General features: G+C 73.3%; 25 protein-coding genes and 1 pseudogene. 5 read left to right on the top strand and 21 right to left on the bottom strand.

The features are described from left to right. The first annotated feature begins 27 nt into the window (after positions 1–27). Complete coding sequence (locus tag BMZ16_RS05335) at positions 28–477, top strand: SitI3 family protein (RefSeq protein WP_089798472.1); 450 nt, start codon at positions 28–30, stop codon at positions 475–477. Between the two features lie 64 nt (positions 478–541). Beyond that, complete coding sequence (locus BMZ16_RS05330) at positions 542–1,528, top strand: LLM class F420-dependent oxidoreductase (protein WP_089798471.1); 987 nt, start codon at positions 542–544, stop codon at positions 1,526–1,528. A gap of 138 nt (positions 1,529–1,666) precedes the next feature. Here BMZ16_RS05330 and BMZ16_RS05325 read toward each other — a convergent pair whose 3' ends face one another. Together BMZ16_RS05325 and glmS are read right to left on the bottom strand one after the other, a co-directional pair. Continuing rightward, positions 1,667–2,023 (bottom strand): holo-ACP synthase, encoded by a 357-nt coding sequence (locus BMZ16_RS05325; protein ID WP_089798470.1) that lies wholly within the window; start codon positions 2,021–2,023, stop codon positions 1,667–1,669. Between the two features lie 31 nt (positions 2,024–2,054). Next, positions 2,055–3,911, bottom strand: a complete 1,857-nt coding sequence (glmS, locus tag BMZ16_RS05320; protein ID WP_089798469.1) for a glutamine--fructose-6-phosphate transaminase (isomerizing) — start codon at positions 3,909–3,911, stop codon at positions 2,055–2,057. Positions 3,912–3,979: 68 nt separating this feature from the next. On the opposite strand from glmS, the gene coaA reads away from it, so the two are divergent. Further along, entirely contained in the window at positions 3,980–4,945 is a 966-nt protein-coding gene (gene coaA, locus BMZ16_RS05315; RefSeq protein WP_089798468.1) for a type I pantothenate kinase, read from the top strand. A 23-nt stretch (positions 4,946–4,968) separates the two neighbouring features. Here coaA and BMZ16_RS05310 read toward each other — a convergent pair whose 3' ends face one another. The 8 genes from BMZ16_RS05310 to BMZ16_RS05275 all read right to left on the bottom strand — a co-directional run bounded on the left by BMZ16_RS05310 (position 4,969) and on the right by BMZ16_RS05275 (position 12,488). Then, positions 4,969–5,487: a hypothetical protein gene (locus BMZ16_RS05310; protein ID WP_089798467.1), complete on the bottom strand. Its 519-nt coding sequence runs from the start codon at positions 5,485–5,487 to the stop codon at positions 4,969–4,971. Positions 5,488–5,729: 242 nt separating this feature from the next. Then, the gene (locus BMZ16_RS05305) at positions 5,730–6,443 is read right to left on the bottom strand and encodes a DedA family protein (protein WP_089798466.1); all 714 of its coding nucleotides are present in this window, start codon (positions 6,441–6,443) and stop codon (positions 5,730–5,732) included. A 93-nt stretch (positions 6,444–6,536) separates the two neighbouring features. Further along, positions 6,537–7,331: a glutamine amidotransferase gene (locus tag BMZ16_RS05300; RefSeq protein ID WP_089798465.1), complete on the bottom strand. Its 795-nt coding sequence runs from the start codon at positions 7,329–7,331 to the stop codon at positions 6,537–6,539. After that, on the bottom strand, positions 7,328–8,023 hold the full coding sequence (locus tag BMZ16_RS05295; protein WP_089798749.1) for a peptide deformylase: 696 nt from the start codon (positions 8,021–8,023) through the stop codon (positions 7,328–7,330). The genes BMZ16_RS05300 and BMZ16_RS05295 overlap by 4 nt, the downstream gene beginning before the upstream one ends. A gap of 30 nt (positions 8,024–8,053) precedes the next feature. Continuing rightward, a complete protein-coding gene (gene glmM, locus BMZ16_RS05290) occupies positions 8,054–9,400 on the bottom strand; it encodes a phosphoglucosamine mutase (protein WP_089798464.1) in 1,347 nt (448 codons plus the stop codon). A gap of 175 nt (positions 9,401–9,575) precedes the next feature. Then, positions 9,576–10,064: a 30S ribosomal protein S9 gene (gene rpsI, locus BMZ16_RS05285; protein ID WP_089798463.1), complete on the bottom strand. Its 489-nt coding sequence runs from the start codon at positions 10,062–10,064 to the stop codon at positions 9,576–9,578. 43 nt (positions 10,065–10,107) lie between these two features. Beyond that, positions 10,108–10,551: a 50S ribosomal protein L13 gene (rplM, locus tag BMZ16_RS05280; protein ID WP_089798462.1), complete on the bottom strand. Its 444-nt coding sequence runs from the start codon at positions 10,549–10,551 to the stop codon at positions 10,108–10,110. Positions 10,552–10,811: 260 nt separating this feature from the next. Continuing rightward, the gene (locus tag BMZ16_RS05275) at positions 10,812–12,488 is read right to left on the bottom strand and encodes an ATP-binding cassette domain-containing protein (protein ID WP_089798461.1); all 1,677 of its coding nucleotides are present in this window, start codon (positions 12,486–12,488) and stop codon (positions 10,812–10,814) included. A gap of 104 nt (positions 12,489–12,592) precedes the next feature. Here BMZ16_RS05275 and BMZ16_RS05270 point away from each other — a divergent pair, with 104 nt between their 5' ends. Beyond that, positions 12,593–13,051, top strand: a complete 459-nt coding sequence (locus tag BMZ16_RS05270) for a DUF5709 domain-containing protein (protein ID WP_089798748.1) — start codon at positions 12,593–12,595, stop codon at positions 13,049–13,051. 9 nt (positions 13,052–13,060) lie between these two features. On the opposite strand, the gene truA is transcribed toward BMZ16_RS05270, so the two are convergent. Further along, positions 13,061–13,981: a tRNA pseudouridine(38-40) synthase TruA gene (gene truA / locus BMZ16_RS05265; RefSeq protein WP_089798460.1), complete on the bottom strand. Its 921-nt coding sequence runs from the start codon at positions 13,979–13,981 to the stop codon at positions 13,061–13,063. 34 nt (positions 13,982–14,015) lie between these two features. On the opposite strand from truA, the gene BMZ16_RS19685 reads away from it, so the two are divergent. Continuing rightward, on the top strand, positions 14,016–14,789 hold the full coding sequence (locus BMZ16_RS19685; RefSeq protein WP_089798459.1) for an ROK family protein: 774 nt from the start codon (positions 14,016–14,018) through the stop codon (positions 14,787–14,789). Between the two features lie 111 nt (positions 14,790–14,900). Here the strand turns inward: BMZ16_RS19685 and BMZ16_RS19680 are convergent. The 10 genes and pseudogenes from BMZ16_RS19680 to secY all read right to left on the bottom strand — a co-directional run. Beyond that, positions 14,901–15,461 (bottom strand): annotated as a pseudogene (locus BMZ16_RS19680) (alpha/beta fold hydrolase); the annotation flags it as partial. A gap of 169 nt (positions 15,462–15,630) precedes the next feature. Beyond that, entirely contained in the window at positions 15,631–16,146 is a 516-nt protein-coding gene (rplQ, locus tag BMZ16_RS05250) for a 50S ribosomal protein L17 (protein ID WP_089798457.1), read from the bottom strand. Positions 16,147–16,226: 80 nt separating this feature from the next. Beyond that, the gene (locus BMZ16_RS05245; RefSeq protein ID WP_089798456.1) at positions 16,227–17,240 is read right to left on the bottom strand and encodes a DNA-directed RNA polymerase subunit alpha; all 1,014 of its coding nucleotides are present in this window, start codon (positions 17,238–17,240) and stop codon (positions 16,227–16,229) included. 213 nt (positions 17,241–17,453) lie between these two features. Continuing rightward, entirely contained in the window at positions 17,454–17,855 is a 402-nt protein-coding gene (gene rpsK, locus BMZ16_RS05240) for a 30S ribosomal protein S11 (protein ID WP_013117847.1), read from the bottom strand. Between the two features lie 77 nt (positions 17,856–17,932). Further along, a complete protein-coding gene (rpsM, locus tag BMZ16_RS05235) occupies positions 17,933–18,313 on the bottom strand; it encodes a 30S ribosomal protein S13 (RefSeq protein WP_089798455.1) in 381 nt (126 codons plus the stop codon). Between the two features lie 169 nt (positions 18,314–18,482). Next, positions 18,483–18,596 (bottom strand): 50S ribosomal protein L36, encoded by a 114-nt coding sequence (rpmJ, locus tag BMZ16_RS05230; RefSeq protein ID WP_013117849.1) that lies wholly within the window; start codon positions 18,594–18,596, stop codon positions 18,483–18,485. A 69-nt stretch (positions 18,597–18,665) separates the two neighbouring features. Further along, complete coding sequence (infA, locus tag BMZ16_RS05225; protein WP_012877432.1) at positions 18,666–18,887, bottom strand: translation initiation factor IF-1; 222 nt, start codon at positions 18,885–18,887, stop codon at positions 18,666–18,668. Between the two features lie 484 nt (positions 18,888–19,371). Then, positions 19,372–20,205: a type I methionyl aminopeptidase gene (gene map, locus BMZ16_RS05220; protein ID WP_089798454.1), complete on the bottom strand. Its 834-nt coding sequence runs from the start codon at positions 20,203–20,205 to the stop codon at positions 19,372–19,374. Between the two features lie 10 nt (positions 20,206–20,215). Beyond that, positions 20,216–20,794 (bottom strand): adenylate kinase, encoded by a 579-nt coding sequence (locus BMZ16_RS05215; RefSeq protein WP_089798453.1) that lies wholly within the window; start codon positions 20,792–20,794, stop codon positions 20,216–20,218. Further along, positions 20,791–22,086, bottom strand: coding sequence for a preprotein translocase subunit SecY (secY, locus tag BMZ16_RS05210; protein ID WP_089798452.1), 1,296 nt, complete (start codon positions 22,084–22,086; stop codon positions 20,791–20,793). The genes BMZ16_RS05215 and secY overlap by 4 nt, the downstream gene beginning before the upstream one ends. Positions 22,087–22,103: the final 17 nt, after the last annotated feature.

Raw genomic sequence — 22,103 nt, 5'->3', positions numbered from 1 at the left:
CACCGACGGCCCTGCCCAAGGAGACTCGTGTTCAACTACTCGCTCGCACTGCGCACCGACCGGTCGCAGCAGGACGTCGACGCCCTGCTGCAGGATCTGCTCGCAGCTGCGCGGCCCGACGCCGGGGGCAGTGGCCTCGCCCTGACGGGCCGGGTGCGGCCGATCACCGACCCCTCCCTGCAGGCCACCCTCGACGAGGCACTCGAGGAGCACACCGACGTCGAGGTCCGGCTCGATCTCGACCCGAAGGCGGACGGGTACGCACAGGCCCGGCAGGACCTCGCCGTGGTGTCCGCGGTCGTCGCGGCACGGACCGCGCAGGCCGCGTGCCTGGTCTTCCAGTACGAGCTCGTGCTGATGCGGTTCTCCGGCGGCCGACTGACGCTGCACGACTGGTACCCGGAGTGGCAGGACCCCGAGGTCGTCGCGGCCCTGCCGGTGCCCTTCGACCGCACGGACGACCCCGGGCTCCTCTGAGAGGCGGCGGCACGCGCTTGCCGGTGCGAGGCCGTGAGGGGCGCGCGCGGGTAGCGTGCGTCCCATGCGCTTCGGACTCTTCATCCCCCAGGGCTGGCGGCAGGACCTCACGGGCATCGACGCCCGCGACCACTGGAAGGTCATGCACGGCCTGGCCGAGTGGGCCGACGACGGCGACGTCTTCGAGTCCATCTGGGTCTACGACCACTTCCACGCGGTCCCCGAGCCCAACGGCGAGGCGACCCACGAGGCGTGGAGCCTCATCAACGCGTTCGCGGCCTCCACGTCGCGCGTCCGGCTCGGCCAGATGTGCACGTGCATGGCGTACCGCAACCCGGCGTACCTGGCCAAGGTGGCCACCACGGCCGACGTGATCTCCGGCGGCCGCGTCGAGATGGGCATCGGCGCCGGCTGGTACGAGCACGAGTGGCTGGCCTACGGGTACGGCTTCCCGTCCGCCGGGACCCGCATCGCGATGCTCGACGAGGGCGTCCAGATCTTCAAGCAGATGTGGACCAACGGCACCGCGACGCTGCAGGGCGAGCACTACCAGGTGGACGGCGCGCAGCTGTCCCCGCTGCCGCTGCAGATGGACGGTCCGCCGCTGTGGATCGCCGGCGGCGGTGAGAAGAAGACGCTGCGCATCGCCGCGGAGCACGCGCAGTACACGAACTTCGACGGCTCGCCCGCGGGCTTCGCCCACAAGTCGCAGGTGCTGCGCGACCACTGCGACGCGATCGGCCGCAACTTCGACGAGATCACACGCTCCGCCAACTACAACGTGGTCATCGGCGCGACGGAGGCCGAGGTCGACGACCGCATCGCCTGGATCGAGGAGCACTACGCGAACACGGTGCCCGCCAAGGCGCCGTCGGTCGCCGAGGAGTTCCGCAACGGCCCGCTCGTCGGCACCCCGGACCAGATCGTCGAGAAGCTGCGCGAGCTGCAGGACCTCGGCATGACGTACGCGATCTGCTACTTCGCCGAGGCGGCGTACGACCGCTCCGGCATCGAGCTGTTCGCCCGCGAGGTCGCCCCGCGCCTGCGCTGAGCACCGTCCCCGGGTCGCCCCTTCCCGCAGGGAGGGGGCGACCCGTCGCTCTGCGCACCGTGCGCACCGTCGGACCCGCTCCGCACGCGGCGCGAGCGCGGCCCGGTCAGCGCGCCGGGGCGCCCGTGCGTCGGTGCGTCAGGCGTCGCGCTCGGCGACGACGACGGCCGACGCGATGCCCGCGTCGTGCGAGATCGACAGGTGGAACCGGTCGACCCCCAGCTCCTGGGCGCGCGCCAGCACGGTGCCGACGACCTCGACGACCGGCTGCGCGCCGGCGGCACGACGCACCGTCGCGTCCTGCCACCGCATGCCCGGCGGTGCACCCAGTGCCTTGGCGATCGCCTCCTTGGCCGCGAACCGGGCGGCCAGCGACGTGTCGGGCAGGTCGCGCTCGTCCGGCGTGAACAGCCGGGCACGCAGCGCCGGGACCCGCTCGATCGTCGCCATGAACCGCGCGACGTCGACGACGTCGATGCCGACGCCGACGATCACGCGGCACCCCCGGTGGCGCCGTGCACGGGCGTCACTCGACCGTGACGGACTTCGCCAGGTTGCGCGGCTGGTCCACGTCCAGGCCCTTGGCGTGCGCGAGCTCGGAGGCGAACACCTGCAGCGGCACGACGGCCAGCAGCGGCGCGAGCAGGGTCGAGCTCTGCGGCACGAAGAACACCTCGTCGGCGTACGGCACGACCGCGTCGTCCCCGTCCTCCGCGACCACCAGCGTGCGGGCGCCGCGCGCCCGGATCTCCTGGATGTTGGAGACGACCTTGGAGTGCAGCGAGTTGCGCCCACGCGGCGAGGGGACGACGACGAAGACCGGCTGGCCGGGCTCGATCAGCGCGATCGGACCGTGCTTCAGCTCACCCGCGGCGAACCCCTCGGCGTGGATGTACGCGAGCTCCTTGAGCTTGAGCGCACCCTCCAGCGCCACGGGGTAGCCGACGTGCCGCCCCAGGAACAGGACCGACTGCGTGTCGGACATCCACCGGGCGATCTCCCGGACGCGTTCCGAGCGGTCCAGCACCTGCTGGATCTTGCCCGGCATCTCCCGCAGCTCGCTCAGCGTGGCCGCGACCTCGTCGGGGAACTTGTTGCCGCGCAGCTCGGCGAGGTACAGGCCGAGCAGGTAGGCGGCCGTGATCTGCGCGAGGAACGCCTTGGTCGACGCGACCGCGATCTCGGGGCCGGCGTGGGTGTACAGCACCGCGTCGGCCTCGCGCGGGATCGTCGACCCGTGCGTGTTGACGATGGCGAGCGTCGTGGCGCCCTGCTCCTTGGCGTGCCGCAGCGCCATGAGCGTGTCCATGGTCTCGCCGGACTGGGAGATCGCCACGACGAGCGTCCGCTCGTCGACCACCGGGTCGCGGTAGCGGAACTCGTGCGCGAGCTCGACCTCGACCGGGATGCGGCACCAGTGCTCGACGGCGTACTTGGCCACGTGCCCCGCGTACGCGGCGGTCCCGCAGGCGACGACGACGATCTTGTCGACCGAGCGCAGCACCGTCTCGCCGATCCGCATCTCGTCGAGGACCAGGTGACCGGCCAGGTCGAGGCGGCCGAGCAGCGTGTCCGCGACGGCCTGCGGCTGGTCGTTGATCTCCTTGTCCATGAAGGACCGGAAGCCGCCCTTCTCGGCGGCGCTGATGTCCCAGTCCACGGTGTAGGGAGCGGCCTGCACGGGGGTCCCGTCGAGGTCCGTCACGGTCACGGACGTCGGCGTGATGGTGACGACCTGGTCCTGCCCGAGCTCCAGCGCCTGCCGCGTCGAGCCGATGAACGCCGCGACGTCCGACCCGAGGAAGTTCTCGCCGTCACCGAGCCCGACGACCAGCGGCGAGTCGTGGCGTGCGCCGACGACCGTGTCGGGGACGTCGGCGTGCACGACCAGCAGCGTGAAAGTGCCCTCCAGGCGGCGCGCCACGCCCGCGAGCGCCGCCGTGAGGTCCTTGGTCGCGTCGTAGGCGCGTGACACGAGGTGCGCGACGACCTCCGTGTCCGTCTCCGAGAGGAACTCCACGCCCTCGGCGAGCAGCTCCGCCTTGAGGGCCGCGTAGTTCTCCACGATGCCGTTGTGGATGAGGGCGAGCCGCCCGGAGACGTGCGGGTGCGCGTTGACGTCGGTCGGGCCGCCGTGGGTGGCCCAGCGGGTGTGGCCGATCGCCGCGGTCGCCGGGGGCAGCGGGTGCGCGTCGAGCTCCTCGACGAGGTTGGCGAGCTTGCCCGCCTTCTTCGCCACGGCGAGCTCGCCGCCGGGCACGACGAGCGCCACGCCCGCCGAGTCGTACCCCCGGTACTCCAGACGCCGGAGCCCCTCCAGCGCCACGTCCAGCGGTCGTCCGCTCGGACCGGCGCTGCCCACGTACCCGACGATTCCACACATGCGGCCGATCCTAACGGGCGAACCTTTGCCCGACACCGTCGCCGCGGCGCGACGGCGCAGCGCCCCGCATGGGGAACAATCGTCGGGTGCCGACCCTGGTCCCCGCCACCCCCTACGTCGACCTCGACCGTGACGCCTGGACCCGGTTGTCCGCCTCGACGCCCCTGCCGCTCACCGACGCCGACGTCGAGCGCCTGCGAGGTCTGGGCGACCCGATCGACCTGGCCGAGGTGGACGCCATCTACCGACCGCTGTCCCGGCTGCTGGACCTGTACATCCAGGCGACCCGCGGCCTGCACCACGCGACGAGCACGTTCCTGCGGGAGGACGTCGGGCGGACGCCGTTCGTCATCGGCGTGGCCGGCTCGGTGGCCGTGGGCAAGTCGACGACCGCACGGCTGCTGCGCGAGCTCGTGGCGCGGTGGCCGGCCACGCCGCGGGTGGAGCTCGTGACGACCGACGGGTTCCTCCACCCGAACGCCGAGCTCGAGCGCCGCGGGCTGCTGCAGCGCAAGGGGTTCCCCGAGTCGTACGACCGCCGCGCCCTGCTGCGGTTCGTGTCGAAGGTGAAGGCGGGACGCCCCGAGGTCACCGTCCCGGTGTACGACCACCTGACGTACGACATCGTGCCCGGCGCGCACGTCGTGGTGCGCCAGCCGGACGTCCTCATCGTCGAGGGCCTGAACGTGCTGCAGCCCGCGCGCCCGACGCTCGAGGGCACCTCGAACCTCGCGCTGAGCGACTTCTTCGACTTCTCCATCTACGTCGACGCGCGGACGTCGGACGTCAAGCAGTGGTACGTCGACCGCTTCCTCTCGCTGCGCGCCACGGCGTTCGCGCGGCCGGAGTCGTACTTCCACCGCTACGCGTCGCTGACCGACGACGAGGCGGTGGCGCGCGCCGAGAGCATCTGGGACAGCATCAACGCGCCCAACCTCGAGGAGAACATCCTGCCGACCCGGAGCCGGGCCACGCTCGTGCTGACCAAGGGCCCGGACCACGCCGTCCAGCGGGTGCGGTTGCGCAAGATCTGACGCCCGGTACGGGCGCCGGCGGGTCAGGGGGCGGAGGCGGCGACCGGCTGCGCGAGCGCGACCGGGTGCTCCGTGCGGTCGAGCACGTCGAGGGCGTCGAGCGCGTCGGCCGTCGCGGCACCCTCGCAGGCGGCGTCCGCGGGGAGCAGCACGGCTGCCCCCATGGCGTCGACCAGCCAGACCTGGGGGACGACGGCGGTGCCGCACTCCCCCGGTGCCGCGCGGGTCACGACCTCGACGAGGGGGCCGAGGTCACCCTCGAGGCGGGTGGCGGTGACGGCCCACCACCGGCCCGCCGAGTCGCGCAGCGTCTCGCCGCGGTCGCACACGAGCGCGGTGTCCGCGACGAAGTCCGCGGGCGGCAGGCCGCGGGCGGCGGGTTCGGCGGCGTCGGCCGCGCGCGACGCGTCGAGCTCGAGGCCCAGCGCCTCGAGCACCCCGACGTCCAGGCAGCTGGCGTCGGTGCGGACCTCGGCCGTCGCCGTGTCAGAGGCCGCGGGCGCCGAGCCGGCGCAGCCGCCGAGCACGAGGACGACGGCCACCGCCGCACCTCGTCCCGCTGCTCGCACCCTCGTACTCCCGCCTGGTCGCCGACCCCGGAGGCACGACGGACGACCCCCGGGTGGTGCCCGGGGGCCTCGCGTGCGCGGGGAGGCCGACTCCGACGTCGTCCTGGTCCTACGGTAGGACGCCCGCGGCTCCCGTGCGCGGTCACCCGGACGGTCGATACCGGATCGTTGTCACACCGACACCTTCACGAGGTCAACGTGACCGAGACCACGAGTCACGCGGCCGTGTCCTCGCTGCGGTGCACGACCACGTCGGGGCAGACCTCGCCGTCACCGGGCCGGTCCACCGACGGCGACCGCCCGCCGCCCTCGTCGGGCGAGGCCGGTGGCACGGCCGGCGTGTCGATGCCCAGCAACCGCCGCAGGACCTGGTCGACGGCCAGGCCGATGAGGAACCCGCCGACGACCCCGATGGCGACGCCCACGAGCGGCGAGTGCCCCAGCACCGCACCGGTGCCGATCCCGATCAGCGTCGAGTAGCCCGCCCAGGTGATCGCGGCGATCGCCGTGAGCAGGACGAACCGGCGGCGGCGGAAGCCGAGGGCGCCGGCCGTCATGTTGACCGCGACCCGGCCGACGGGGATGTAGCGGGCGGCGATGATGAAGGCCGCACCGCGGTCGCGCAGCGCGTGCTCGGCCCAGTCGAGGACGCGCTGGCCACGCCGCCCGCGGAACAGGCGCAGCCGGCGGATGGGGACCCGCGTGCCGACCTGGTAGGCGATCTGGTCACCCGTGAACGCCCCGAGGGCCGCGACCACGACGACGGCCCACAGCACGGGGCTGCCCGTCGAGGCGGACAGCGACGAGAGCGCGATCACGACGGACTCGCTGGGGATCGGCGGGAAGATCCCGTCCACGGTGGCGAACACGAACAGCGCCGCGAAGACCCATGGTGACGCCGCCATCTCCAGCACCCAGTGCTCGAGCACGTGCTCTCCCCTCGTCGCGCCCACCCCCCGACGAGGCCGACACGTCCACGCTAGGCGCCGGTCCGCGGCCCGTACATGGGGGCAACCCCCGAATCAGCCCTGAGCGACCCCGATCTCGCTCCCGGGGACGACAGCGCGTGAGCGCCCGTGGTCCCGTGGACGGACGTGACGGTCGACGAACGCCCGCAGCACCGGCGGCACGGTGTGCACACCGCTGCGGCGCGCGGCGGCGACGACGTCCCCGGCCTCCTCGGGGTCGAAGTACCCGTCGAAACGGTAGGCCTCGACACGGGTCGCGAGCCCGGCGACGTCGAGCTCGGGGTGGAACTGGGTGGCGTAGACGTTGCAGCCCACCCGGAAGGCCTGCACGGGCGCGCCGGCCGACGTCGCCAGCAGCACGGCGTGCGGCGGCAGCACGCTCAGCGACTCCTTGTGCCCCACGAACGCCCGGAACGTGGCCGGTCCCGCCCCGAGGACCGGGTCCGCCGCGCCCTGCGCGGTGAGCTCCACGGTGACGGCGCCGACCGGCTCGGGGTGCTGCCGGTCGACCACACCGCCCTGGTGGCGCCCGAGGGTGCCGATGCCGTAGCAGGCCCCGAGGAACGGCACGTCCGCCGGGACGACCGCGTCGAGCAGGCGCGCGAGGTCGGCCTCGACCCGGCGCTGCACGGGCGACTTCGTGGCCTCCGGGTCGCTGACGCAGAACGGCCCGCCGCCCAGCACGATGCCGGACCACTCGTCCAGGTCGACGTCGCCGAGCGGTGCCGCCTCCAGCCGGACCCGACGCATCGTCGACTCGTCGAGGCCCGTGCACCGCAGCACGGCCGCGTACTCGTCGTCTGCGGGCCCGTCCTCGGGACGCACGCCCAGGAACAGGAACGGCCTCATGGCGACTCCTCCCCGGCACCTCCTCGTGCCGTGTCCGGCAGATCGAAGCCGAGTGCCCGCGCTGCCTCACGCGGGACGGGCTCCGCACCCCAGTGTGCGCCCCACGCGTCCGTCGCGGACATCGAGCGGGTCAGGGCCCGGTCGACGTAGAGGGTCCCCCGCAGGTGGTCGGTCTCGTGCTGGACGATCCGGGCGGGCCAGCCCGTGAGCACCTCGTCGAGGCGGGTGCCGGTCTCGTCGAGCCCCGTCAGGTGCACGGCGCGGGGTCGCGGGACGACCGCCTGGTAGCCGACGACGCTCAGGCAGCCCTCGTAGAAGGCCACGAGGTCGTCGCCCGCGGGCGCGTACGACGGGTTGACCAGCACCCGGTACGGCAGCACCGGGCGCTCGCGCACGCGCGCCACCTCGTCGTCACCCGCCCCGGGGTCCTCGACGACCGCGAGGGCGAGCGGCAGGCCGATCTGCGGCGCGGCCAGCCCGACGCCCGGCGCCGCCCGCATCGTGCGGTGCATGAGCGCCAGCAGGTCCGTCAGCTCGGCCGCACCGACCTGACCGTCGTAGGGGACGGCCACCGCCCGCAGCACGGGGTGACCCGCCTGCACGATCGGCGCGACGGCGTCCGGTCCCGCGGCGTGCGCCGCGTCGAGCGTGCGCAGCACCAGGTCACGCACGACCCCGTCCCGTCCGTCCACCACGGTCACCCCCTCCGTCGTGCCGCTGCGTCAGAGCGCCAGGCGCGTGCGGACCACGTCGGCCAGCTCGTGCGCGATGCGCTCCGCCTCGTCCTGCGTCCCCGCCTCCACCATGACCCGCACCAGCGGCTCGGTGCCCGACGGGCGCAGCAGCACCCGCCCGGAGTCGCCGAGCGTCTTCTCCGCCCTCGCGACGGCGTCCACGAGCACGGGGTCGTCGGTGCGCGCGCGGTCCACGCCCGGCACGTTCACGAGGATCTGAGGCAGGCGGCGCACGATCGCCGCGAGGTCCGCCAGAGGGCGTCCGGTCTCGACGACGCGCGCGGCGAGCTGCAGCGCCGTGAGCAGACCGTCACCGGTCGTGGCGTGCGCCGCCAGGATGATGTGACCGGACTGCTCGCCGCCCAGGCCGTAGCCGCCGGCGCGCATGGCCTCGAGGACGTACCGGTCCCCGACGCCCGTCTCGACGGTCGCGATACCCGCCTCCCGCATGGCGATCCGCAGCCCCAGGTTGCTCATCACCGTCGTCACGAGGGTGTCGTGCGGCAGCGCACCGCGGTCGCGCAGCGCGACGGCGAGGATGCCCATGATCTGGTCCCCGTCGACGAGCACACCCTGCGCGTCGACCGCGAGGCAGCGGTCGGCGTCACCGTCGAACGCGACGCCCAGGTCGGCCCGCGCGGCGACGACGGCGGCCTGCAGCTGCTCGGGGTGCGTCGACCCGCACGCCTCGTTGATGTTGCGCCCGTCCGGCGAGGCGTTGATGACCACGACGTCCGCACCGGCCTCCCGCAGCGCGGCGGGGCCGACCTCGCTGGCCGCGCCGTTGGCGCAGTCGACGACGATCCGCAGACCCTCCAGCCGCGTGCCGACGGTCGTCACGAGGTGGTCGACGTACTCCCGCCCGGCCAGGCCGGCGTCGATGCGGATCCGCCCGACGGCGGCACCCGTGGGCCGGTCCCACGCCTCGCCCATGCGCGCCTCGATGGCCGCCTCGACGTCGTCGTCGAGCTTCTGGCCGCCCCGGGCGAGGAACTTGATGCCGTTGTCCGGCATGGGGTTGTGCGACGCCGAGAGCACGACCCCGAGGTCGACGCCCCGGGCCGCGGTCAGGTACGCCACGGCGGGGGTGGGCAGCACGCCCACGTCGTCCACGTCGACACCGGCCGACGCGAGGCCGGCGGCGACGGCCGCGGAGAGGAACTCACCGGACGCCCGCGGGTCGCGCCCCACGACGGCACGCGGCCGGTGCCCGGCGAACGCCCCCTGCGTGGCGAGCACGTGCGCGGCGGCGACGGACGCGTCGAGCGCGACCTCCGCCGTGACGTCGCGGTTCGCGAGACCCCGCACCCCGTCGGTCCCGAACAGACGACCCATCACCTGACTCCTTCGCCGTGCCGGCCGACGGCACCCCGAGGGGTCCGGCGCCCGGCGTCCTGCCTGATCCGTCCACGGCGTCGCACGCCGCGCACCGGTGCTGACCTGCTTCCCGACATGCCGATGGCCCCGGCGGTCTGGCGACCGCCGGGGCCATCGGGCCGAGGCGCTGGGATCAGCGCTTCGAGTACTGCGGCGCCTTGCGGGCCTTCTTGAGACCCGCCTTCTTGCGCTCGACCACACGCGCGTCACGCGTGAGGAAGCCGGCCTTCTTCAGGGCCGGGCGGTTGTTCTCCGCGTCGATGGCGTTGAGCGCCCGGGCGATGCCCAGACGCAGCGCGCCGGCCTGGCCGGACACGCCGCCACCGGTGATGCGCGCGACGACGTCGAAACGACCCTCGACGTCCACGAGCTTCAGCGGGGAGTTGACGAGCTGCTGGTGCACCTTGTTCGGGAAGTACTCCTCGAGTGCACGGCCGTTGATCTTCCACTGGCCGGTGCCGGGCACCAGACGGACGCGGGCGACGGCCTCCTTGCGGCGGCCGAGCGCCTGGCCCGGTGCCGTGAGGGACTGTCCGCGGCCGGTGGGCGCAGCGGTCTCGGAGGTGTAGCTGGTGGGCGTGTCGTCGCCCTCGTACTCGGTCTCGACGGTGGTCTGAGCCACGGGATCCTCGCGTTCTAGTTTCTCTGCCGCAGCAGCCGGGGGCTTACTGCGCCACCTGGGTCAGCTCGAACGGCTTCGGCTGCTGGGCCGCGTGCGGGTGCTCCGCACCGCGGTAGACCTTGAGCTTGCTGAGCTGTCCACGACCGAGGGTCGTGTGGGGCAGCATGCCGCGGACGGCCTTCTCGATCGCCCGCTCGGGGTGCTTCTCGAGGAGGTCGACGTAACGGGTCGCCCGCAGGCCACCCGGGTAGCCGGAGTGGCGGTACGCGAGCTTGGTCTCACGCTTGTTGCCGGTCAGCGCGACCTTCTCCGCGTTGATGACGATGACGAAGTCACCGCCGTCGACGTGGGGAGCGAAGGTCGCCTTGTGCTTGCCGCGCAGCAGCGTGGCCACGTGGCTGGCCAGGCGGCCGAGCACGACGTCGGTCGCGTCGATGACGTACCAGTTCCGCTCGACGTCGCCGGGCTTCGGGGTGTACGTGCGCACGGGGTGCCTCTGTCTCGTGATACGTGTCGTGGCCGGGCGCGCAGGGCGACCGGCCGAGGATGGCTGCCGGAGCATCCCGCCCGGCGAGTGGGATCGCACCAGGACGGCCATCGGCACCCGGTGGTGAGAAGCCACCGGTGCGCGACAGGGGACGCACAACGACACAACAGACTACGGCACGGCCCAGCCAGGGCCAAACCGGCGCCGCGGGACCACCCCGGAGGCACCCTCGAGGCGCCTCCGGCGCACCGCCGACGCCCTCAGCGCACCCGCTGCACGCGCCCCGCGTCCCACACGGGCTCCGGCGTCTCGACGACCGAGCCGTCGGCGCCGAACACGAGGAAGCGGTCGAACGTGCGCGTGAACCACCGGTCGTGCGTCACCGCCAGGACGGTGCCCTCGAACGCCGCGAGCCCCGCCTCGAGCGCCTCGGCCGAGTGCAGGTCCAGGTTGTCCGTCGGCTCGTCGAGCAGCAGCAGGGTCGCACCGCCGAGCTCCAGGAGCAGGATCTGCAGCCGCGCCTGCTGCCCGCCCGACAGCGTCTCGTAGCGCTGCTCGGCCGCGTCGACGAGCTCGTAACGGTCCAGCGCCCGGCTCGCCGCCTCACGGCCCAGACCCGCGCGGTGCCCGTCGCCGCGGTGCAGGACCTCCAGCAGCGTGCGGCCGACGAGCTCGGGGTGCGCGTGGTTCTGCGCGAACCAGCCCGGCCGCACCCGCGAGCCGAGCACGACGCTCCCGGTGTGCGCGACGGGCGCGACCGGCACGTCGCCGGCCGGGGCGTGCTCGGGGTCGCTGCCCCCGGCCGCGAGCAGCCGCAGGAAGTGGGACTTGCCCGACCCGTTGGAGCCCAGCACCGCGACCCGCTCGCCGTACCAGACCTCCAGGTCGAACGGCTTCATCAGGCCGCTGAGCTCGAGAGCCTGCGCCACCACGGCCCGCTTGGCGGTCCGTCCGCCGCGCAGACGGACCGCGACGTGCTGCTCGCGCGCGACGACCGCCGGCGGGCCGGCCTCCTCGAACCGCCGCAGCCGCGTCTGCGCCGCCTGGTAGCGGGACGCCATGCCGTCGTTGAACGTCGCCCGCTGCTTGAGCGAGACGACGAGCTCACGGAGCTGCGCGTGCTCCTCCTCCCAGCGCCGCAGCAGCTCCTCGTGCCGGGCGCGGCGGTCGGCGCGGGCCTGCGCGTACGACGCGAACCCTCCCCCGTGGACCCACACCCGTGCACCGCCCGGCGTGGGCTCGAGCGTCGCCACGTGCGTGGCGACCCGCGCGAGCAGCTCACGGTCGTGGCTGACGAACAGCACGGTGCGCCCGCTCGCCACGAGCCGGTCCTCCAGCCAGCGCTTGGTCGGCACGTCGAGCGCGTTGTCCGGCTCGTCGAGCACCAGCACCTCGTCCGACCCCCGCAGCAGCGCCTCCAGCACGAGGCGCTTCTGCTCCCCGCCCGACAGCGTCCGCACGTCGCGGTGCTGGGCACGGTCGAACGGCAGCGACAGCACGGCGTCGGTCACGCGGTCCCAGCCGGCCTCCGCCTCGTACCCGCCGACGTCGGCCCAGTCCGCCAGCGCCTGGGCGTAGCGCATCTGCGTCGGCTCGTCGTCGCGCTCCATCATCGCCAGCTCCGCGGCCGTCAGCTCGGCCGCGGCGGCTGCCACCGCCGCCGGCGCCAGCCCCGCCAGCAGGTCGCGGACGCTGCGGTCGTCGTCGATCCGGCCCACGTCCTGCCGCATGACGCCCAGGCCGCCGCTGCGCTGCACCGACCCGGTGTGCGCCGTGGCCTCCCCGGTGACGACGCGCAGCAGCGTGGACTTGCCGACGCCGTTGGGTCCGACCAGTGCCGTGCGGGAGCCCTCACCGACCCGGAAGGTCACGTCGTGCAGCAGACGCCGCCCGTCGGGGAGCGTCCAGCCGACACCACCGACGTCGAGATGACCCATGCGCGCCAGTCTCCCGGCCGGGCCGCCGCAGGAGGAAGCGCAATGTGCAGCGCACGGGCGCCGTCCTGTGGCGGGAGGTGTCCACCGGTGCTTGGGTCGTGGGCATGAGCGAGGACACCCCAGCCACCAGCACCGATCCGGCTCTCGGCTCCGAGGGCGACAGCAACCAGCTGCCCGGCGAGGACACGTTGGTCGAGCGCGGCGTCGACGACCCGCTGGACGAGGGCGTCGCACCGCCGGAGCGCCCCCGGCCCGCCTCCGCCCACTTCGGCGAGACCGCCTGGGAGGAGGCGCGCGGTGAGACCCTCGACCAGCGCGTCGCGCAGGAGGAGCCCGAGGTGTGGGAGGTCGACCCCACGCCCCCGGCGAACCGCGAGGAGCTGCGCGCCGGTCGCCTCGTGGAGGACGACGACGCGGTCGACGCCGGCGGCACCGACGGGTTCGCCGTCGACGCGGGCGTCTCCGGCGGCGCCGCCTCGGCGGAGGAGGCCGCGGTGCACGTGATCGAGGAGGACTACGTCGTCGACACGGTCGACGACGACCTCACCGACGAGGTGCGCTGACCCGACGTCTCAGCCGCAGCACCCCGACGGGGGACGCGCCCCGTCCACGTCGTCCGCTGCGCGCCGCGCACGCGTCTGCGCGGCGCGCAGCGCCAGCTCGTCGTCCGACGGGTACCCGACCTCCTCGAGCGTCAGCCCGTGCGGCGCGACCACGGTCGCGCCGCCCTCCCGGCGCCGGCCGTCGAGCAGCTCGCGGGGCCAGGTCACCGGGCGCCGCCCCTCCCCCACGGCGAGGCTCGCACCGACCAGCGCCCGCACCATCGAGTGGCAGAAGGCGTCGGCCTGGACGTCGGCCACCACCAGGCCGGCGTCCGGGCCCTCTGCCGGCCGCGACCACGCGAACCGCTCGAGCGTGCGGATGGTCGTGGCGTCGGGCCGCGGCTTGCAGTACGCCGCGAAGTCGTGCCGCCCGACCAGCGCCCGCGCGGCCGCGTCCATCGCCGGGACGTCCAGCGGGCGGCGGTGCCAGAGCACCCACCCGCGACGCAGCGGGTCCCGCAGGGCGTCCGCGTCGCACACGCGGTACGCGTAGCGGCGCCGCAGCGCCGAGAACCGCGCGTCGAACCCCGCGGGCGCCCGCGTCACCGCGTGCACCACGAGGTCGGCGGGCAGGACGCCCGCCAGACGGGTCGTCAGGGCGTCGACGTCCGGACGGTCCGACCGGCCGCGTGCGGCCTCCAGCGCCTGCGCCACGACGTCCACGTGCGCCACCTGGCCCCGGGCGTGCACGCCCGCGTCGGTGCGCCCCGCGACCGTGGCGCGCGGCGGCGGCTCCCCCCGCGGCCCGCTGCGCAGGACGGTCGCCAGGGCGTCCTCGAGCACCCCCTGCACCGTGCGGAGCCCGGGCTGACGCGCCCAGCCCGCGAACCCGGCACCGTCGTACGCCAGGTCCAGACGCAGCCGCACGGGGGGTTCGTCGACGCCGGTCACGGGCCCACCGTAACCGGCGGGCTACCGTGGCACGGTGACCAGGGGCCCCGAGCCGTACACGCTCGCCGTCGACTGCGGCGGCAGCGGCATCAAGGCGTCCGTGCTCGACGCCGCCGGCACCCTGCACGTGCCGGCCGTCCGCGTCCCGACGCCCTACCCGCTGCCCCCGGACCGCCTGGCCGACACCATCAGCGACATCGCGTCCGGGCTGCCGCACGCCCAGCGCGCGACCGTCGGGGTGCCCGGGATGATCCGGCACGGCGTCGTCGTGGCCACGCCGCACTACGTGACGCGCTCGGGCCCCCGGTCCGCCGTGCTGCCCGAGCTGCTCACGGCGTGGTCCGGCTGCGACGTCCAGGCGCTGCTCACGCAGCGGCTCGGCGTCCCCACGCTCGTGCTCAACGACGCGGAGGTGCACGGTGCCGGCGTCGTGTCCGGGACCGGGCTGGAGCTGGTGCTCACGCTCGGGACGGGCCTGGGGTCCGCCCTGTTCGACGGCGGACGCCTGGCACCGCACCTGGAGCTGTCGCACGCACCGGTCCGCTGGGGCACCACGTACGACGCGTACATCGGTGAGCACGAGCGCGCCCGCCTGGGGGACGCGCTGTGGTCACGCCGGGTCCGCAAGGTCGTCGAGGGGTTCCGGCCCGTCTTCCGGTGGGACCGCGTGTACCTCGGCGGCGGCAACGCCCGCCGCGTCACGGCCGCGACGCTGGACCGGCTCGGCGACGACCTCGTCGTCGTGCCGAACCAGGCCGGCATCGTCGGCGGCGTGCGCGCCTGGGACCTCGTCGGCCGGGACGACTGAGACCGCCTCCCGCGCCGCCAGGTCGTCCAGCACCTCGAGCAGGACCCGGGTGAACGCGACCGGGCGCACCAGGCTCACGAGGTGCGTCGCCCCGGGCACGACGACGAGGTGCCCCTCCCGGCACGCCGCGAGGTACCGCCGCTCGTCGCCGCGGAAGTGGTCGTACCGGCCGTTGACGAGCCACACGGGCGCCTCGACACGGGCGAGGTCCGCCAGCGGTGTCGCCTCCCGCATCGCACGCATCACGTCACCGACGACGTCGAGCGCGAAACCACCCGCCCCCACGTCGGCCGCGCTCGCCGGGGGCAGCGTGCGGTCCACGAGGGCCTGGTTGATCGCAGCGCCCCGGTCCGGCAGGCGCGCGAAGAAGCCGTCGGCGGCCGCACCCCACGCGCGCACCACCGCCGGGCGCGGCACGGTGCAGCAGGCCGCCGCGACCAGGCCCACGACCTGCTCGGGGTGCCGTGCCGCGTGGGCGATCGCCGTGTACCCACCGAGCGAGAGCCCGACGACGACGGCACGACCGCCCACGGCGCTCACCCCGTCCCGCACGGCCGCCACCGCCCCGTCGAGCGTGAACCGCTCCCCGAGCCGCTCCCCGTGGCCCGGGAGGTCCACCGCGACGACGACGTGCCCGGCGCGACGCAGCGCGTCCTGCTGCGCGCGCCACATGGTGCGGGACGCGCGCATGCCGTGCACGAGGACCACCGGGGGCGCGGGTGCCGCCATGCTGCGAGGCTACTGCGCGCCCGGGCCCGGCTCCCGCCGGACCACGAGGGCGTGACGCAGCAGGGCCCGGGCACCGTGAGGTGCCCGGGCCCTGCCGGTGGTGCGGGGTGCGTCAGGCCTTGTCGGCGTCGGCGGGTGCGTCCTCGACGGGCGCGTCCTCGACCGGTGCGTCCTCGACGGGCGCGTCCTCGACCGGCTTCTCGGCCTTCTTGGGCGCGGCCTTCTCGGTGGCCTTGGTGGCCTCCTTGACGACGGCCTGCTTGGGCGACAGCGGCTCGAGGACGAGCTCGATGACGGCCATGGGGGCGTTGTCGCCCTTGCGCGGGCCGATCTTGGTGATGCGCGTGTAGCCGCCCTGGCGGTCGGCCACGGCGGGCGCGATCTCCGTGAACAGCGTGTGCACGACGCTCTTGTCCCGCACGACGGTCAGCACGCGACGACGCGAGTGCAGGTCGCCGCGCTTGGCGAACGTGATGAGCCGCTCGGCGAGCGGGCGCAGCCGCTTGGCCTTCGTCTCGGTCGTGGTGATCCGCTTGTGCTCGAACAGGGCCGTCGCGAGGTTCGCGAGGATCAGCCGCTCGTGCGCCGGGCTACCACCGAGCCGGGGACCCTTGGTGGGCGTGGGCATGGTCTCTACTCCTTGAGTTCCAGGTGAGGGCGACGTCCCCGGGTCCGGCGCATCAGCGCGCGGGCCCGGGACCACTCACGTCAGTACTGCTCGTCCTCGACGAAGTCGGTCTCGTCGTCCCCGTAGTAGCCGCCGGCGGCCGAGGGGTCGAAGTCCAGCGGGCTGTCCTTGAGCGTCAGGCCCAGCTCGGCGAGCTTCTCCTTGACCTCGGTGATCGACTTCGCACCGAAGTTGCGGATGTCCAGCAGGTCCGCCTCGGACCGCGCCACGAGCTCACCCACGGAGTGGATGCCCTCACGCTTGAGGCAGTTGTACGACCGGATGGTCAGCTGCAGGTCCTCGATCGGCAGCGCCAGGTCGGCCGCGAGAGCGGCGTCGGTCGGCGACGGGCCGATCTCGATGCCCTCCGCCTCGACGTTGAGCTCGCGCGCCAGGCCGAACAGCTCGACCAGCGTGCGACCCGCCGACGCGAGCGCGTCGCGCGGGCTGATCGCCGGCTTGGTCTCGACGTCGACGATGAGCTTGTCGAAGTCGGTGCGCTGCTCGACACGGGTCGCCTCGACCTTGTAGGTCACCTTGAGCACCGGCGAGTAGATCGAGTCGACCGGGATGCGGCCGATCTCGGCGTCGAACGACTTGTTCTGGTTCGCCGACACGTAGCCGCGGCCGCGCTCGACGGTCAGCTCGATCTCGAGCTTGCCCTTCTCGTTCAGCGTGGCCAGGTGCAGGTCGGGGTTGTGGACCTCGACACCGGCCGGCGGCACGATGTCCGCCGCGGAGACCTCGCCCGCACCCTGCTTGCGCAGGTACATCACGACGGGCTCGTCGTTCTCCGAGGAGACGACGAGGTTCTTGATGTTGAGGATGATCTCGGTGACGTCCTCCTTGACACCCGGGATCGTCGAGAACTCGTGCAGCACACCGTCGATCCGGATGGACGTGACGGCGGCGCCCGGGATGGACGACAGGAGGGTCCGGCGCAGGGAGTTGCCGAGGGTGTAGCCGAAGCCGGGCTCGAGAGGCTCGATGGAGAACCGCGAGCGGTGCTCCGAGATGACCTCTTCGGTCAGGGTGGGGCGCTGTGCGATCAGCACGGTGTGATTCCTCTCCGCGAGCGTCCGCCATATGACGCTGTCGCAGGTACTGCATGCCTGGACGTGCCTCGGTCCGCAGGTCCGGGCGAGAGTGCGGGTGCGATCCGCCGCCTCACCTCGGTCGGCGCCCCGGCGGGGCGACGGCCGACGTGCGCGGCGGACACGCGAGGGCCGGGACAGGTGCCGCGAGGCACCGTCCCGGCCGTACGCGGGTCAGACGCGGCGACGCTTGGGCGGACGGCAGCCGTTGTGGGCCTGCGGCGTCACGTCCTGGATCGAGCCGACCTCGAGGCCGGTGGCCTGCAGGGACCGGATCGCCGTCTCGCGGCCCGAGCCCGGGCCCTTGACGAAGACGTCGACCTTGCGCATGCCGTGCTCCTGCGCACGACGCGCGGCGGCCTCGGCGGCGAGCTGCGCGGCGAACGGGGTCGACTTGCGCGAGCCCTTGAAGCCCACCTGGCCGGACGAGGCCCAGGCGATCACGGCACCCGAGGGGTCCGTGATGGAGACGATGGTGTTGTTGAACGTGCTCTTGATGTGCGCCTGGCCGTGGGAGACGTTCTTCTTCTCCTTGCGGCGCGGCTTGCGCACGGCGGTGCGGGACTTGGGAGGCATCTCTTCTTCTCTCGAGGTCTGCGGGTCGGTGGGCCGACGGGCGGGCGGTCAGCGGCTGGCGCGACCGGCCCGCGACGTCACTTGCGCCCGGCCTTCTTCTTGCCGGCGACGGTGCGCTTGGGGCCCTTGCGGGTACGCGCGTTGGTCTTGGTGCGCTGACCACGCACCGGGAGGCCGCGGCGGTGACGCAGACCCTCGTAGCTGCCGATCTCGACCTTGCGGCGGATGTCGGCGGCGATCTCGCGACGGAGGTCACCCTCGAGCTTGAAGCTCCCCTCGAGGTAGTCGCGGAGCGCGACCAGCTCGCTGTCGCCCAGGTCCTTGACCCGGACGTCGGGGCTGATGCCCGTGGCGGCCAGGGTCTGCTGCGCACGCGTGCGCCCGACCCCGAAGATGTAGGTGAGAGCGACCTCGACCCGCTTGTCGCGGGGGAGGTCGACACCGATGAGACGTGCCATGTGCCTGGTGGCTCCTGTACGGCGTTCGGAGGTCTGCCGCACCGTCCTCCCGCGAGTCTGCGGGCCCCAGCCTCCGAGCTGGGGGTTCACCGTGGTACCGGGCCCGGGGGCCGTCGTCACGGAGCGGCGGTGCGCTTGCTGGCCCGTGCGGGCCGGTGGTGCGTGCTGCTCAGCCCTGGCGCTGCTTGTGGCGCAGGTTCTCGCAGATCACCTGGACGCGACCGTGCCGGCGGATCACCTTGCACTTGTCGCAGATCTTCTTGACGCTCGGCTTGACCTTCATCGCGTTCGTTCCTCCGCCGCCGCGTCCCGAGCCACGTGGGCCCGACCGACGGCGTCTCGATGGTGGTGGTTACTTGTAGCGGTAGACGATGCGCCCGCGGGACAGGTCGTACGGGCTGAGCTCGACGACCACCCGGTCCTCGGGGAGGATGCGGATGTAGTGCTGCCGCATCTTTCCCGAGATGTGGGCCAGCACCTTGTGGCCGTTCGCGAGCTCCACGCGGAACATCGCGTTGGGGAGCGCCTCGATCACGCTGCCCTCGATCTCGATGACGCCGTCCTTCTTGGCCATGTCCTCCGCTAACTGTCGTGCTCGACGTGTCCTGCAGGTGGTCGTACCACCCCGCACCACCGGCCGGCAGACGTGCCGGACGCCGCCGGACCGTGACAGGTCCCGCGGACGAGCGAGGGGTGACTGGTCGCCGATGAACGGCGCACACAACCAACGAACGATCATACGGCATCCCGACGGTGGTCGGTACCGGCCCGCGCCCGGCTCGGGCCGCACCCCCGCGCGGAGCGCCTGCCGGCGCTCCGGCGGTCGACGCCGACGCCCCCGGCCGACGTCCCCCGGCCCGTGCGCGGACGTCGGGGGACACCGTCCACGCACGGGCGTCGCGGCATGGGACCGGCCCGCGTCGGCGACCGGACGACCTGCTCGTCGTCCGCTCCCCCACGGTGCCGCAGCCGGCGCCGGTACCGGCAGGGCCGTCGCGCAGGGCGCGACGCGGCGTCGCCGGGGGGCGGGCCCGCGCACGGGCCGGGTCACGGCGGTGTCAGAGCGCCGCGACCTCCACGCCGAGCGCCCGCAGCCGCTCGGCACCGCCGTCACGCGCGGTGAGCACGACGATGCCGTCCTCGAGCAGCGCGACCGTGTGCTCCCAGTGGGCGGCCCGCGAGCCGTCGTCGGTCACCACGGTCCAGTCGTCGCCCAGCACGTGGTTCGCCTCCGCGCCGCGCACGAGCATGGGCTCGACGGCGACGCACAGCCCGGGCCGGAGCCGCGCGCCGCGATCGCGGGTGCGGTAGTTCGGGACGTCGGGCGGCTGGTGCATCGCGGTCCCGATGCCGTGGCCGACGTAGTCCTCGACGATGCCGAACGGCTCGCCCCCCGTGCGGGCGGCGGCCGCCTCGACGACGTCCTCGACGGCCTCGCCGACCGCACCCAGCCGCTCCCCCGTCGCGAGGGCGGCGATGCCGGCCCACAGCGCGTCCTCGGTGGTGCTCACCAGCGCGAGGTCCGCGGGGTCGGCCGGGTCCAGCACGGCCGAGAACGCCGAGTCGCCGTGCCAGCCGTCGACGATCGCCCCGCAGTCCACGGAGACGACGTCACCGGGACGCAGCACCCGGGAGCCCGGGATGCCGTGGACGATCTCCTCGTTGACGGAGACGCACAGCGACGCCGGGTACCCGTGGTACCCGAGGAACGACGGCGTGGCACCGGCGGACCGGATGACGTCCTCCGCGACCGCGTCCAGCTCCGCCGTCGTCACGCCCGGGGCCAGCGCCGCCCGCACGGCGTCCAGCGCGTCCGCGACCACCAGGCCGGCACGCCGCATGACCGCGACCTGCTCCGGGGTCTTGTACTCGATGCGCTCGCGACCGAACACGACCGGGCCCTCAGGGCAGGACGGGGCTCAGCGCCGCGAGGAGCCGGGCCGTGACGTCGTCGACCTCGCCGAGGCCGTCCACCTGCACGAGCAGGCCGCGCGCCGCGTACACCTGCGAGATCGGGGCCGTCTGCTCGGCGTAGACCCCGAGCCGGTGACGGATGACGTCCTCGGTGTCGTCCGCCCGCCCCTCGATCTGCGCGCGGTTCGTCAGCCGCTCGATGACCACCTGCGGGTCCACCGTCAGCTCGATCGCGAGGTCGATCCCGCGGCCGGTCACGGCGAGGATCTCGTCCAGCGCCGCGACCTGGGCCACGTTGCGCGGGTACCCGTCCAGCAGGAACCCGTCGACCGCGTCGGCCTGCGCCAGACGGTCGCGCACCAGCTCGTTCGTCAGCTCGTCCGGGACGAGCGCACCGGACGCGGTGATGTCCTGCACCCGACGCCCGAGCTCGGTGCCGTTCTTGATGTTCGACCGGAAGATGTCGCCCGTCGAGATGGCCGGGACACCCAGCCGCTCCGCCAGACGGACGGCCTGCGTACCCTTCCCCGCTCCGGGGGGGCCGAGCAGGACGAGACGTGCACTCAACGCAAGAACCCTTCGTAGTGCCGCTGCTGCAGCTGGGACTCGATCTGCTTGACGGTCTCGAGGCCGACGCCGACCACGATGAGGATGGACGCGCCGCCGAACGGGATGTTGGAGCCGACCCCGAGCACGATGAACGCGATCATGGGGATCAGGGCGACCATGGCGAGGTAGAGCGAGCCCGGTGCCGTGATCCGCGTGATGACGTAGTCGAGGTACTCCGCGGTGGGGCGGCCGGCCCGGATGCCCGGGATGAAGCCGCCGTACTTCTTCATGTTGTCCGCGACCTCGTCCGGGTTGAACGTGATCGCCGTGTAGAAGTAGCAGAAGAAGATGATGAGGACGACGTAGAGCGCCATGTGCAGGGGCGCGCCCGGGTCCGCCAGGTTCACGCTGATCCACTGCACCCAGCCCGCGGTCGGGTCACCGAACTGCGCGATCAGCGTGGGCACCGCGAGCAGCGACGACGCGAAGATCACGGGGATGACGCCGGCCATGTTGATCTTGATCGGGATGTAGGTGCTCGACCCGCCGTACATGCGGCGGCCGACCATGCGCTTGGCGTACTGCACGGGCACCCGGCGCTGCGACTGCTCGACGAACACGACCAGGCCGATGACCAGCACGACGATCGCCAGGACGGCGATGAACTTGCCGACACCGCCGGCGCCGCCGGCGATCGACCACATGGCGCCGGGGAACGACGCGGCGATGGACGTGAAGATGAGCAGCGACATGCCGTTGCCGACACCGCGCTCGGTGATGAGCTCACCGAGCCACATGATGAGGCCGGTGCCCGCGGTCATGGTGATGACCATGATCAGCAGGGTGATCGGGCTGTCGTCCGGGATGACCTCGAGCGAGCAGCCCTGGAACAGGTTGCCGCTGCGCGCGAAGGTGATGATCGTCGTCGACTGCAGGACGGCGAGCCCGATGGTCAGGTACCGCGTGTACTGCGTCAGCTTCGCGGTGCCGGACTGCCCCTCCTTGTGGAGCTCCTCGAACTTGGGGATCACCACGCGCAGGAGCTGGATGATGATGCTCGCGGTGATGTACGGCATGATCCCGAGCGAGAAGACCGAGAGCTGCAGCAGCGCACCGCCGCTGAAGAGGTTCACCAGCCCCAGCAGGTCGCTCTCGGCGGTCTGCTCGATGCAGGCCTGCACGTTCGGGTAGCTCACCCCAGGGGTCGGCAGGAACGACCCGATGCGGAACAGCACCATCATGCCGATGGTGAAGAGCAGCTTGCGCCGCAGGTCGGGCGTCCTGAACGCCCGAACGAATGCACCTAGCACCTGTCGTCCTCCTGCTG

This window comes from Cellulomonas sp. KH9, assembly GCF_900114185.1.
In the GTDB taxonomy this organism is placed as follows: domain Bacteria; phylum Actinomycetota; class Actinomycetes; order Actinomycetales; family Cellulomonadaceae; genus Cellulomonas.
Note: the sequence above shows the minus strand (reverse complement) of the source record. Positions and strands in the feature narration are given on the sequence as shown.